At 48.5% G+C, this 14,233-nt stretch carries 9 protein-coding genes; 4 read left to right on the forward strand and 5 right to left on the reverse strand.

Annotated features, from left to right (window positions below; translation table 11 throughout):
* Nucleotides 1-45: 45 nt before the first annotated feature.
* Both NYE45_RS27745 and NYE45_RS27750 read right to left on the reverse strand, forming a co-directional pair.
* Nucleotides 46-834: an SDR family oxidoreductase gene (locus NYE45_RS27745; protein WP_340014757.1), complete on the reverse strand. Its 789-nt coding sequence runs from the start codon at nt 832-834 to the stop codon at nt 46-48.
* Between the two features lie 27 nt (nt 835-861).
* Nucleotides 862-1,362 carry a GNAT family N-acetyltransferase gene (locus tag NYE45_RS27750; protein WP_264932779.1) on the reverse strand — a complete coding sequence of 167 codons (501 nt, stop codon included), beginning with the start codon at nt 1,360-1,362 and terminating at the stop codon, nt 862-864.
* Nucleotides 1,363-1,625: 263 nt separating this feature from the next.
* Here NYE45_RS27750 and NYE45_RS27755 point away from each other — a divergent pair, with 263 nt between their 5' ends.
* Nucleotides 1,626-2,822: a methyltransferase domain-containing protein gene (locus tag NYE45_RS27755; RefSeq protein ID WP_340014758.1), complete on the forward strand. Its 1,197-nt coding sequence runs from the start codon at nt 1,626-1,628 to the stop codon at nt 2,820-2,822.
* Between the two features lie 80 nt (nt 2,823-2,902).
* On the opposite strand, the gene NYE45_RS27760 is transcribed toward NYE45_RS27755, so the two are convergent.
* On the reverse strand, nt 2,903-6,295 hold the full coding sequence (locus NYE45_RS27760) for a cellobiose phosphorylase (RefSeq protein WP_340014759.1): 3,393 nt from the start codon (nt 6,293-6,295) through the stop codon (nt 2,903-2,905).
* 162 nt (nt 6,296-6,457) lie between these two features.
* Nucleotides 6,458-7,447 (reverse strand): LacI family DNA-binding transcriptional regulator, encoded by a 990-nt coding sequence (locus tag NYE45_RS27765; RefSeq protein WP_264932776.1) that lies wholly within the window; start codon nt 7,445-7,447, stop codon nt 6,458-6,460.
* A 528-nt stretch (nt 7,448-7,975) separates the two neighbouring features.
* On the opposite strand from NYE45_RS27765, the gene NYE45_RS27770 reads away from it, so the two are divergent.
* From NYE45_RS27770 to NYE45_RS27780, 3 genes are all read left to right on the forward strand, one after another.
* Nucleotides 7,976-9,613: an AraC family transcriptional regulator gene (locus tag NYE45_RS27770; protein ID WP_340014760.1), complete on the forward strand. Its 1,638-nt coding sequence runs from the start codon at nt 7,976-7,978 to the stop codon at nt 9,611-9,613.
* Nucleotides 9,614-9,723: 110 nt separating this feature from the next.
* Nucleotides 9,724-10,752 carry an iron-hydroxamate ABC transporter substrate-binding protein gene (locus NYE45_RS27775; protein WP_340014761.1) on the forward strand — a complete coding sequence of 343 codons (1,029 nt, stop codon included), beginning with the start codon at nt 9,724-9,726 and terminating at the stop codon, nt 10,750-10,752.
* 78 nt (nt 10,753-10,830) lie between these two features.
* Nucleotides 10,831-12,543, forward strand: coding sequence for an ABC transporter ATP-binding protein (locus NYE45_RS27780; protein ID WP_340014762.1), 1,713 nt, complete (start codon nt 10,831-10,833; stop codon nt 12,541-12,543).
* Between the two features lie 52 nt (nt 12,544-12,595).
* On the opposite strand, the gene NYE45_RS27785 is transcribed toward NYE45_RS27780, so the two are convergent.
* Nucleotides 12,596-14,176 (reverse strand): hypothetical protein, encoded by a 1,581-nt coding sequence (locus NYE45_RS27785; protein WP_340014763.1) that lies wholly within the window; start codon nt 14,174-14,176, stop codon nt 12,596-12,598.
* Between the last annotated feature and the right edge of the window lie 57 nt (nt 14,177-14,233).

The raw sequence follows: 14,233 nt of genomic DNA on the forward strand, positions 1-14,233 counted from the left end.
GTAATGTGGTGACAGAGGGTATTTATGTTATTGTATCCATAACTTTTAGAGGGCTCGGACCATGCCACCATCCACGATCAGCGAGGTTCCCGTAATGTACGTATTGGCCCCGGATAACAGGAATACCACAGCTTTGGCGAACTCCTCCGGTTGACCATAACGTCCGAGTGGAATCTCTTTACGGAATTGGTCAGAGACCTCTTCCTCACTGATTCCATTCTGCGCTGCCCGTGCTGCATCCAGCTCACGAATGCGGTCAGTTGCAATACGTCCTGGTGCCACCGTGTTGATCAAAATTCCGTATGGAGCGAGCTCCTGGGATAACGTCTTCGCCAATCCAAACACGCCGGTACGGAACGTGTTGGACAGCACCAGACCTGGAATGGGCTGCTTCACCGAAGTTGAAGCGATATTCACAATGTGGCCTCCGCTTTCTTTCATATAAGGAAGAGCACCACGAATCAGCCTTACGTAACTGAGTACATTTAATTCAAATGCCCGTTCCCAATCTTCATCCGTCAGTGACTCAAATGAACCCGATGGCGGGCCACCCGAATTGTTCACGAGAATATCAATCTGTCCGAACAACTCCACTGTCTTGTGAATCAGAGCCTCAATATCTTCCTTGCGTGTCACATCAGTTGCACAATATTCCACACGTCCGCCACCACCAAGCGCCAGAAGCTCCTGCTTCACTGCTGCGAGCTTTTCTTCACTCCGGCTAGCGAGCATGACGTCAGCGCCTTCTGCTGCCAATTGAGCGGCTACCGCCTTGCCCAGCCCTCGACTGGAAGCCAGCACCAGTGCTTTTTTACCCCGAAGTCCCATGTCCATCGTTGTTCCTCCTCCTCAGCTACGTTTCTATTTGGTCTGGATAAAATAACCCATAAGAATATCGTCCACATACTTGCCTCCGATATAAAACTCGGACACCAGCCTGCCTTCCGTCACAAATCCACACTGTGTATAAAACGTTATGGCTCCCGGATTGCTGGAGAGCACGCGCAGCCTGAGCTTGCGAACGCCTTGTTCGATCGCATGCTGCTTGATGGCATCCATCAACGCTGTGGCAATGCCACAACGCCGATCATGAGGGTGAACTGCAATATGAATCTCGTAGACATGACGATTGACCGGCATACCTGTGGCTGGCTGAAAGCCCACATAACCACATACCCGCTCTCCCTGCACCGCAATCAATTGGCTGCCTGGCGGACAATGCTGCAGATATTGCTGTCTGGAGCGCCATTGCATCGGTGCAGGAGAGGTGTATTTGTCCCATACCAAGGTGTCCAACTCCATTAGCTGAGCTGCATCTTTAATCTCGGATGGACGAATCGTAAATGTATGGCTGGTAAGCATAATGATTCAACCTTTCGTGCTATAGTCGACAACGCTGTACGTTACAACGTCGAGAGAGTTTAGAAAATTAAGATTGTTAAGAAACTTAGAATATATCGTTCGTTCGCTTCACTGATAAAAATCCTTTGATCTATATATTGTAGCATAGCCTCAGCTTTGACTAAAATTCCACTCGATCTTGAACCTTTTCGCAAAATGAGATAAACACTTAACCTTGCCGTAACGTCATGGTTTATACTGGTTCGATAAGGAGGGGATGCATGATGAATATCAAAGAGGCAGCAAGCAGGCTTGGGATATCGGCGAGAGCCATTCGTTTTTATGAGGAAAAAGGATTAATTCTACCCGCCAAACAGTCCAATAACGGGTATCGTACCTATACCGAGAATGATATCTGGCGGCTTCAGACCATTGCTGCGCTGCGTGAGATTGGCATGTCCCTGCAAGATATTACACACGCGCTCGGAGAGATTGATCAGGGGAACCAGCAGCGGCTGGAAGAATATCTGGAGCTGCAACAGGCCGTCATGTATGCCCAGTGGATTGAGTTAAAACGTATGATGGATACAACCCAGCGCATGATTGACCTGAATCGTCAGGACGGTCCGCTGGATGTCAGCCATCTGCACGACCTTGCAGACAGTGCGCGTCGCCTGCGTGAAGCACGTCAGAACTGGCATGATCGGTGGAACTATGACACACAGGCAGCTATCCATGATCAGCGAGTGCAGGCGGCAGACAGCGTCAGTACTGGACAATTCGTTTCAGAGGAAAGGCTTCCTTCGGATGGAGCCTTTCACATAAGCGATGAGCATGAAGTTTCACATCCACACCATAATGCAGGTCATTCCACGCCGAGCAAATCCAAGGATACGGTACAGTCTTCCTTTTATCTGTATCACAACTATGACGAAGCGCTCGAACAGACAGCTCATTGGATCTCTCCCGCCCTTGGCGAGAAAGGACTCGATATTGGTACAGGCACAGGTAATCTGGCTGGGAAACTGCTACAGCATGGCGCAGACATGACTGCAATCGACCAATCCCGGGAGATGCTGCGTAGATGTCGCACCAAATATCCCGAGATGCATGTGAAGCTTGGTAATTTTCTGGCGCTGCCTTTTACCGATCATTCTTTCGACTTTGTTGTGTCTAGCTTTGCTTTCCATCATCTGAGTCCAGATCAGCAACTATTGGCATTACAGGAGATGCAGCGGGTTTTAACCTTACGCGGACGTATCGGTTTAACCGATCTGATGTTTGTCGATGCTGCTCACCGCGAGGCGTATGTCCGTGAAGCTGAGCTATCAGGAAACGAAGAACAGCTGCGCGCCTTGCGCGACCGTCACTTCCCTCTGCTGGGTGAGCTATGCGGCTGGCTAGAGCAACAGGGCTACGTAACCAAGCATGTGCGGCATAATGAGCTGTTGCATACGTTGCTGGCGGTTCCACTGCGGTAATCGATCGTGAGCATATGCCAAAAAGGCCATCCCGCCTTTAATTAAAGGAGGATGACCTTGGTATACATCATGCTATCAAATTACATATAAATATCAACAACCGTGCGCTCAGTCGCACTGCGTGCTTGTCTGAACTCATCCAGTGAGATGCAAACCCCGCCCTGACGGTAACGGTTCGCTGTACGCTCGGTACGAATATCCTTACCATTCACCGCTACACGGCTCACAGCACCTTCGTTCAAGTGATAGATGAACGTTACCGGCTCACCCGCATACTCGAATTCGAATTGCATGCCATTCAACTCAGCTGGCAATACCGGGTCAATGACCAGATCACCGCCCTCTTGACGAATGCCAAGCGCGTTGGAGATCAGCTGGTTCATGTAGATTCCAGGGCCGCTGGAGTAGATTCTCCATCCGCCTTTCACCTGTACGGTCCCTTTACGAAGCTGGTCAAAATGCTCCTGTGCCTCGTAACGTGTATTGAACTTACCGTCCGAACTACTGAAGTACGAGTTCGCTTGGCGAATCTCCGCGTTAGGCACAACTTCGCCGATACCAACCGGGTTGATCATCGCGAGACCATTCCACACCTGATCTGTCTTGCCGAGCTTCGCCATCGCTTCCACGTAACGAATATGGGCGTGTACATATTGCAAACCAATCTCACGTCCGAAGTTGGATGCCTGCTCTGCACGTTTGAAGTGTGTGCTTACACCGCCAGCATATTGAGCCGGGCGATTCATCAGACGCACACCATCCGGGCACAGGAACTGCTCACGGATCAGGGCATAATGCGATTCTGCTTGCTCCGCATTCAGCAACTCACCGATCATACTGCGCGTCATTGGCAACAGGCGATATTGAATGCCTGTCTCTGTGTCCGTTGGATGAAGCATCAGCTTCGCTTGGTCGGCTTCTTCCATGTATACAAAGCCTGGAATCACATCTGTGCCCAGCATATAACGGTTGAAGTCCTCACGGATGCCTTGAGCCAGCACGTCCAGCTCTTTTGCAAAGTCTGCATCCTTGTATTTCAGCGCTTGCGAGAGCACGTTTACGGACTGATACGTCAATGCCACCGTCCAACTGCTCACCATGTATTGCTTGAGCTGTGCATTGGCTGGTTGGAGCGTATCATCCCAGTCACCATCGCCGTAAGAAGACAGGAACGTATCGTGCAGGAAGTGCGAACGGATATATTCGATCTCTTTTTTCGCATGATCCAGTACAGTTGCCGTCTCTTCCGTGAACCCGAAGCTATGCTTGACGGTGTAAGGTACTTTCTCATCCAGGATCGCATAGTCGCGAGTCGCTGTCAGGTAGTCCGCCAATACTTTCAGCGGCCATACGATGATATCGCCATGACTTTCTTCCTGTTGAATCGCAAAGTATTTATCAAACATGAACCATTGCGGCCAGTTGCCATCATCTTCGTATTGGTGAGTGTACACCATTTTGATAATGTCGCGAACTTGCTCATATTTTTGCGTTGCCATAAAGTACTCTACCGGACCTTGGCATACATCCCGTGTACCCCAAGCTGCGCCGCCGTACTGCTCCAAACCGTGAGGCACGGAGTAGTGAACCAGCATGTTGTGGGTGTACCACCAAGCCAGCGCATTTACTTTGAACAGATCCTCCGCACTTTGACCTTCTCCACGGGACAAACGGAACCCGTTCATCACACCTGCGAAGAACTCGCGGTATGCCTGCACTTCCTCTTCAAACGTAAGGCTTGAGCCTGCTACCACTCCGCTATCCGCTTGACCTTCCAATACTCCTTGTACCTTCAGCGTCCATTCAGCACTCGCTTCAAGACTAAGCGTTACCAGAGATGCGGAACCACTACGGATACCACTTGCCAGCAACGTTTCGTCCCCTACATTCACAGCTGCACCATCCACCGACATTCGGTATTGCAGATCTGGGTACGTTCCTGCACTAATCGCTTGTGGATCAGCCTTGAAGATCAAAGTATCGCCATCCTGCGTCATATGCAGCGGATACTCGTATTCATTCACATTCATCGTAATCTGGTTCGTTACCAGGTAACGGTATGCTGTGCCACTTGTGGAGCGTACGTTCATACTTACTTCTGTAGTATGTGCCCCTGTATAGTTGGTCACGATGATCGTATCGGATTCGGTTTTGTAGATCCAACGAACATAGTTGAAGCCAATCTCGAACAGGGAAGGCATCGTCAGCAGACGATATTGTCCGTCCATTTCCACATAAATGCGTTGTCCCGCCGTCTTCGGTACGTTCAATGCATTGCGGGCATTACTGATCATTTTATTAAAATTGGTGTTACCAATAACGAGCTGTGAGTTGAAAATACCGTACATATACGATGTCGTCGTAATAACCTGTGCTCCAAGTTGCACGTTGCCGCCACTCATCAGAATGTGACCGTGCGGACGCTCCACGAGCATTTCTTTCGCTTTTAGAACGATATGCTCATAGCTGCCTGTGAAGAAGGATAACAGCTCCTCACCGCTATGCTCTTCCTGATGACGATCAGGGAACAGATCCTGAATCTCATCTTGTGTCAGATCAAGCGTAACCAGTGGCTCACCCAGGAAGGAGGACAGTTTCACCTGTTCCAACGTGTCGCCGTTTTCCACAGTCAGAGCCTGTACTTCATTCCATGCTGCGATAACTTCATCTCCGTATTCCAGTGCAGAGATTCCTTCGGCATGATTAGGCTTCGCCAGGCCATAAAAGACCACCTGAGCTTCTCCGTTCAGATTCAGCAGTTCGGATTGCAATGCCGTGTAGGCAAATTCATACTGATACGTCTCATTCGCCAACGTTGGGCGATTCAAGCTCTCTGGGTGATTGGTTTCCTTGTACGACAGACCGAAGAATTGGAATCCGTCTGTGGAGTAACCGATTGCTTTCGTCAGGGAACCTTGTTGCATATATGGAAATGCACCGCCCTGAGGCTGGTTTTGACGAGAACAAACGACATAACCTTTAGCATCATCTTCAAATACCGTGTGGTCAATATATTGTGACAGATAAGCTTCATTGCTCCGTACCGCACCTGGATCAGCCAAACCTACATCCTGTCCGTATACTACATCTACGTTATGTTGTTGTCCTGTAAGTTTCACATCCCAGAACCAGACACCTTGCGGTGTAGCCGTAAATACGACCTGATAACCAATGCCTTGTTCACTGCCTTCGAGCTGGACTGTGCCTTCCCAGATCAATTGGTTGCTGGACTGCGCTTTGCTTGTAATCACCTTGCTATTCGAACGTACACCGAGCAGCGGGAACGAGCTGATGTTCTCTCCCTCATGTACACGCAGGTACAGGTTATTTAGAGATCCATCAATCTGGTTACTTAGCAACTGGTTCAACATCGTTGTACCGGATGTAGCCTGGTACAGGTCTCCACTGTTCAAAAAGGTAAAGGATAACTCCCCGGCACTCAACCGGATCGGTTCATTAATCATCGTTGTCATTAGGTTCACTCCTTGATTTAGTATACAATCGAAACGTTTCGATAAATCTGAAAAAGAATAGGGGCCTCTTCAAACCGGCCTTTTACAGCCCGTCCGGACGATAACCCCATCATTGAACTTTTACTTCAGCATGCAGGCAGTTCTTTGTTGTTCAGACTCGGTCTAAACCGAACGTACAGAGCTGCGCTCGATCATATTAATCGTTAACGTATACGATGGATCTACCGCTTCGCCATTGAGCATCTGGAATAACAGATGTCCTGCAAGCGACCCGGCTTCATGCTTCGGTTGGCGTATCGTTGTCAGCGGTGGACGAACATATTCGGACAACTGAATATCATCAAATCCGATTACGGAAATGTCATTCGGCACCGATATGCCACGCTCTTCCAATGCTTTCAGGCCGCCAATCGCCATCTCATCATTACCGTAAAATACAGCTGAGGGGAGCTCACCCTGCATGATCATCATCTTGGTTGCACTGTATCCGCCCTCACGTACAAAGTTACCGTTCAGACGCCATTTGGACTTTTCTTCAAGTCCCGCTTCCCGCATCGCTCGCAGATACCCTTGGTAACGCAGCGCATTATCATACGAGTTGGCTGGACCGCTGATATAAGCAATCTTCTGATGTCCTGCCTGAATCAGGTGGCTGGTAGCGAGGTAACCACCTTGCTCTCCATCCACCAGCACGTTGACCAGATGGTCACTCGATAACTGACGATCCATCACGATGATCGGAAAGCGATGACCAGCAGATTCCACCAGAATATCATCTTGGATGTTATGTGCCAGCACGATGGCTCCGTCTACTCTTTTTTCTCGCAAGAATCGCACTGCCGTTGAATCCCGTCCACCCATGGAGCTGCACGCAATCAGGTCATATCCGTTCGCGAGAGCTACATCCTGTACACTACGGATCAACTCCGAGTAATACGGGCCCGACAAGTCCGTCAGGATCAAAGCGATCGTGTTCGTCCGGCTCCGCTTCAGGTCCATGGCAAAGCCGTTCTTGCGGTAATTCAATTCTCGTGCTGCCTCAAGCACTTTAGCCTTGGTCTTGGCACTAACCTTGCTATCCCCGCTCAGCGCATAGGAAGCAGTCGAGAGTGCTACACCTGCCAGCTTTGCCACATCCTTGATCGTTGCCATTCCACGTTCGCTCCTTCTAAACTAAAACAAATTCTAAGGTTATCTACATTTTATACGGTACATGGTTAGAACAACCACTAAATCCTGCACAATTGTTTATTAATTTTGTACATATCAATGCGATAGATATCAATCGAAACGTTTCGAGGTGTTCTCAAAAAAAATCCTTGTCTCCATCCTTATGGCACCACGGTTGAATGCATCCCGTTCACTGCATACATAAATGATAGTTATGACGCGTCTTCCAATCTGGCACCTAGTGAGCAGTTCATACCCTAACACAATGAAACTGGCTGTAAACGTCAGATTGAAACGTTTCGACATTATCATTATAGTCGGTGTTGATAGCGATTTCAACCACTTTATCCATTTTCCACAGAAAAAGTTGAATTGTTCAATCTGTCCATCCACGTTACTTCGTTTATAGTATATACTGCATAATAATCGAGATTTGAGAATTACGCCAGTACACCAAGGGCATGAGATGAAAGATGCCCCTGCTGACTTATGTAAGGAGACAGTTATCCAATGAATATATCCAAGCCCATTTGTCATAAAAAATCGCTGTCCCGCCCCGTTTCCTTGCAGAAGATTCAGTCATTCCCTGATGCCATGTTCAAGCTGCGCCATCTGGTGCAACTTCACGACCGTGAGGCGTTCTCCCGCACAAATGAGATGTGGAGTACTCTTCATGTACTATACGTCATTACTGCTGGCCAGGCCAGGCTGATCAGTGCAGAGGGTAAACTGACATTAAATGCGGGATCCGCAGTGGTTCGGCAAGCCGGAAGCCTGCTTCAGCACGAGAACAAGCGAGGCTCCCTGTCGCCAATACAGGGCATTGCTATTGCTTTCGATTACATTGAAAATGAACAGCTGTTCTGGCCGTTCGGCATACCAACTCCCATTGCGAGTCGTACCCTCACGGATAGGGCAGTAGAGCTGGTTCAAGCCAGTTCGAAGGGCCATGATTCCAGTCCATTCAGGCCACATATGCTCTTCTATGAATTACTGGATATTTTGCGCGATCATGTGGCCCACTCTGCCCATGAAGATCACTCCTGGCTCGATGCCGTGCTTAGACATATCCATCAGATGTATACCCATCCGCTGACCCGCGAGCAATTGGCACGCGATGCGAATGTGAGTCCTGAACATTTTTCACGGGAGTTCAAGAAACATACAGGTCTTACGTTTGTTGAATATGTGACCCGTCTCAGAATCAGGATGGCTCAGGAACATCTGTTGTTCTCGAACCCTACCCTACAGGAAATTGCACAACTGACAGGCTACAGGGACACCTTCTATCTGAGCCGCAAATTCAAACAAATGGTTGGATCGGCACCAACGTACTACCGGAAAATGCCCAAGAAGATTGTATCTTTGACTTACAATTATACGGCCTCACTACTGGCACTGGGCCACACTCCCCACATGGGCGCGGTAGCCAGCTGGATGGAAGAACAACGTGGTGAACATAGTCATGAACAATTTGAGCAGCATTCCGAATATGAGCTGGTTAAACAGATAGATCTGATTGCAAACGCTCAGCCCGATGTCATTGTCGGCTATGCACCGCATCCCGCTTCCGATGAGCTACGTCTGATCGCACCGACCATTCTGATGCCATTTGAGGAACTCGATTGGCAGGAGCAGCTTCTTCATTTGGGCCGAATCACAGGGCTTGAGTCCAATGCACAGACGTTGTTAAATCGATATCATCAACTTGAGCAAGAGGCCAATCATACATTGGATCAATGGATGGAAGGGACTCGAGGGTCCGCCGTTTGCATGTTTATGATTGGAGAGGACGGCGCATATATCTATGGTCACGGCTGGGGCAGAGCTTCTCATGTGCTATATCAATCGCTGGGCTTCACCCCACCGTCACGGATGGAGCAGGATGGGCAGTTACTCACGGGGTACGTTCATGTTCCATTGTCTGAGATTCACTTGTATGCCGCAGATCACATGTTTGTCGCCTACCCTGAGGAACCTGCCGAACGAGAAATGCTGGATGACTTGCTGAATCAGGAATCTTGGGGCACCCTCTCTGCCGTTCGTGAAGGACGCGTATACGAGATTGATGCCGACATGTTCTATGGATTCGATCCCTTGTCCGTTATGGAGCAGTTACAGCATATCATGCGCCACCTCACATCATAATTGTCCATGCAGTAGTGATCATAGTTGTCCATGTACAAATATCACATCTTCCTCTATGTTATTAATGAGAATAATAATCATTATTGATTATACACAGGGGGAACAAGAATATGTTTGCTGCAAAAAAACGCTTTTCCGGCTTGCTGCTTATGCTCGCCATCATTATGATTCTGGCTGCTTGTAGCAGCGGAACAGGCTCGACTGCCACTGAACAGACATCGGCAGCGGGAACCGAAACGACGACAGCCTCTTCCGAGACGAACACAGACACGTCATCCGGTTCAGACAATTCGAATGCTACACGAATCTACAAGTCATTAAGCGGGGATGTTGAAATTCCGGCTGAACCGAAACGGATCGTTACAGATATGTACGTAAGTGATCTCCTTGCACTGGGTGTGAAACCCGTTGGTGCTGTTCAATACTATTTGGAAAACCCGTTCTATGCAGATCAGGTGGAGGGCATCGAAAGTATCGGTGATCGGGCGGCAGTATCCATGGAGAAGGTCATTGCCATGAACCCGGATCTGATCATTACCTACTCCGACCAGGCCAGCGAGATTGAGAGTTATCAAAAAATCGCGCCTACCGTAGTCATCCCTTATGGTACATTCACCAATGTATATGACGAAATCCGGGGATTCGGAGAGCTGATGAACAAATCCGAAGAGGCCGAAGCTTGGCTGAAAACATACGATGAACGGATTGAAGCCGCTCGTGCTAAGGTGCAAACCGTCATCAAACCGGAGGAAACCTTCTCCATCCTTGAAGTATCCGACAAGAGTTATTATGGATATGGAGACAACTTTGGTCGAGGAGGACAGGCGGTATACCGCGCTTTGGGACTTGCTCCACTCGAAATTACCAAAAAAGAACTGATGGGTGATACCCAATGGAAAGAGATTTCGCGTGAAGTCGTTGGTGATTATGCAGGGGATCATATCTTCTTGACCGTTGGGGAGAACACTAAAAATTACCAAGGTGATTCCATCTGGCAATCCCTGCCGGCTGTGAAAAACAATCAGGTGTACGAATTGCTGGAAGACCGTTACTGGTACTTCGACCCGATTGCAATTCAAGGTCAGGCTGAAGAATTCGCCGATATGATCGTAGAACGTGCAGAGCAAAACCGCAAGTAACATAAGCATGAATACAGGTGTCCGGATAGGCTGATCTGCCTGCTCGGGCATTTGTGTCATATCAAGGAGGACTTACATATGCTTCGCCGTTTTATGTCTTATTATCGTCCTTACAAAAGGCTCTTTATATTGGACTTTTCCTGTGCCATCGCCGCCGCGCTGCTGGAGCTGGCCTTTCCACTCGCAGTTAACCGCGTAGTCGATCAACTGCTTCCGGCTGGCAATTGGTCCATGATCTTGGCAGCATGTGTGGGATTGCTCGGCATCTACCTGCTCAGTTCCTTTTTCCATTATGCCGTCACCTATTGGGGCCACAAGCTCGGCATTAACATTGAATCCGATATGCGGCGTGAACTGTTCCAGCGTGTACAGAAGCAGTCCTTCCGCTTCTTCGATAACAATAAGACCGGGCATCTGGTCTCCCGCATGACCAACGACCTGATGGATATCGGTGAGATTGCGCATCACGGACCCGAAGACCTGTTCATTGCCCTCATGACACTCGCCGGAGCTTTCGGTATCATGCTGGGGATCAACTGGCAACTCGCTGTGATGACGTTTATCATTGTGCCGCTGATGATCTACCTGTCGCTATATTTCAGCCGCAAAATGTCCAAGGCGTTCAAGCGCATGTTTGCGGATATCGCCGATTATAATGCACGGGTCGAGAACAATGTGAGCGGCATCCGTGTGGTACAGGCTTTTGCCAACGAGAAACATGAAGTAGGACGTTTCGTTGAGAACAACGAACGTTTCCGGCTTACGAAACTAATCACCTACCGTATTATGGCCTGGAACTCTTCACTCAGTTTTATCCTGATGAAATTTGTATCGCTGTTTGTGTTGGTGTGCGGAACCTGGTTTGTTATTCAAGGCAGTATGACTTACGGGGAGTTCATCGCTTTTGTAATGCTGTCCAATGTATTCCTTGGACCAATTGAGAAGATTAACTCTGTCATCGAGACATATCCCAAAGGCATCGCCGGATTCAGACGTTACCTGGAGTTGCTTGAGGCTGTACCTGATGTAGAAGATACACCACAGGCGAAACCCATTCCGGATGTGAAAGGCGATATTGCCTTCCATAACGTTACCTTTTCTTATGGAGAACACAAACCTACGCTGTCTCAGGTCAATCTGGATATCCAGGCAGGCCAGACGGTTGCTCTGGTTGGACCTTCGGGCGGAGGTAAAACGACGTTATGTAGCCTGATCCCACGTTTCTACGATGTGGATGCGGGACATATCTCCATCGATGGCATTCCGGTGAAGAACATGACGCTGGAATCACTGCGCTCCCATATCGGGATTGTGCAGCAAGATATTTTCCTGTTTGACGGAACGATTCGTGAAAATATTGCATACGGCAAACTGAATGCTTCCGATGAAGAAATCTGGCAAGCCATTCGCCGGGCCCAACTGGAAGAGCTGGTACAATCCCAGCCGGATGGACTCGATACCATGATTGGTGAACGTGGCGTGAAATTGTCTGGCGGACAGAAGCAACGTCTATCCATCGCAAGAATGATCCTGAAAAACCCGCCAATCCTTATTCTGGATGAAGCCACCTCCGCACTCGATACAGAGACAGAAGCTGCTATTCAACTGGCCTTGTCCGAGCTGGCGCAGGGACGTACGACATTGGTCATTGCCCATCGACTGGCGACCATCAGACACGCCGATCGTATCGTGGTGGTGGAGAACGGCAGTGTCGCTGAGCAAGGAAGTCACGAAGAACTGCTAGCACGCAAAGGCTCGTACAGCCGACTGCATCAAGCCCAGTTTGGGTAAATACAACGACAAAACAACCTTCCCTCAGAACTAGAGGTGAAGGTTGTTTTATTCATTTCAGGTATCCTTTTGATTTCCAGAATCGCTTCGCAAATGATTCAGCAGCGTACGGCAGCTCCCCATTCAGTAAATCCTCATTTGCTTGAATGAGCACTTGGCGTCCACGTTCGAGCAATTGAACGGCATGTAGTAATTGAGAGCCGCCTATATAATGAAGTTCAAGCAACACCGGTTCTTCTTCCTCACCCTCGTCCTTCTGAGCCGAGTATTCGATCAACACACTTTCCGTGCCGTCCTCATGTTGGTGCAGGGTATAATAGTATTTCTCCACCTGCGTCTCCCCTTGAGTATCCTTATACTCTCTTCCAATACGTAGCATAGCTGGCTGGGGAACACCATCACTCAGCTGACCTGCTTGTCGAAATGCATAATACAAGTCTCCAATCCACAGCCCATGCCGGTCGTCATCATAATAATCGTCATATGGCTCCACGATCGGCAAAGCTAATAAATCACGGATCAGTTGATGCGAAATTAAGGAACGGGCATACTGATAATTCGATACAGACTGCAACAAGGTGCTCCATCCTTGCTCGCTTAACTGCTGAATATCAGCAGGTGAGTTCTCCGAAAATACGTTCCATTCCGAATTCTCATTGTGCAGATAACGATATGCACCTGAGATCATCCAGACAGGTTTACCCGGTTGTAGGATATGTTTATCAGGAGAGTTGGAACCTTGATTTGATGGCTCCATCTTAAGCAACAATGCACAGTCATGATCATCCTGAAAATAAAGACTGCGGAAATACCCCTCCGTGTGCTCATCTCCATAGACCGATACTCGGCAAAATTGCTCGTTCAACCAAAATTCATAGCTGTTGAGTAACTCATCCTCCTCTCTTACAGGCAACAAAGATGGATGAGTAAGACGCTCTATGTTCTCAGCGGTAATACGATGATCTTCGAACCAATCCGGCACATCTGGCTCTGATTCATCAGCGTGAATGTAATTTTGGTTGATTACAGGTCGTCCTTGCTGCAGCCTCTTTAACATTTCTTCTCGCCAAGGAAACGGCTCTGTATCTTCATCAATCACACATTCAGGAACCAATAACGCCAACATGTCAAAGCCCCGCCATGGTCCGAGATCCTCCCATTCTTCAAGCTGACGCTTCACATTACGCTGTCCTTGAACCTGAATCATATATTGCTCGGTACTTACCAGCAATCCACCTTCTACATTCCCTCTCACCGTCAATTCTCCATGGTTATAATCCCCCCAGAACATATCCTCCACATAGAGATTACCTGTAATATATATTTCCTGCCCACCCACGATCATATAGGGCGTTATGAGATTCCCAAGTACAACCAGATTTGAACTGGCCGCGTCGGAACTTGTATTTCCAATATAACGATCCACTGTCAGATTTCCTTCAACCAAGATCAAAAAAGGTCCTTCATCCAACAACAGTTCACTGATACGAAGGTCACCAGAATGTAACCATACTTCCTCGGCTTCAAATTCACCGTTGTGCGCTTCATTCTGTGTGTACATCCAACTTTCCTGAGGCAACTTCGTTTTGATATCAGCAAAAGACACCTTGTGACCTATCTGATGTATGGACATGTCCTGACACTCCTCATCCATTAATATATGGATAGAATCTATCTAATCTACAGATAG

The organism is Paenibacillus sp. FSL K6-1318 (assembly GCF_037976905.1).
Classification (GTDB): domain Bacteria; phylum Bacillota; class Bacilli; order Paenibacillales; family Paenibacillaceae; genus Paenibacillus; species Paenibacillus amylolyticus_A.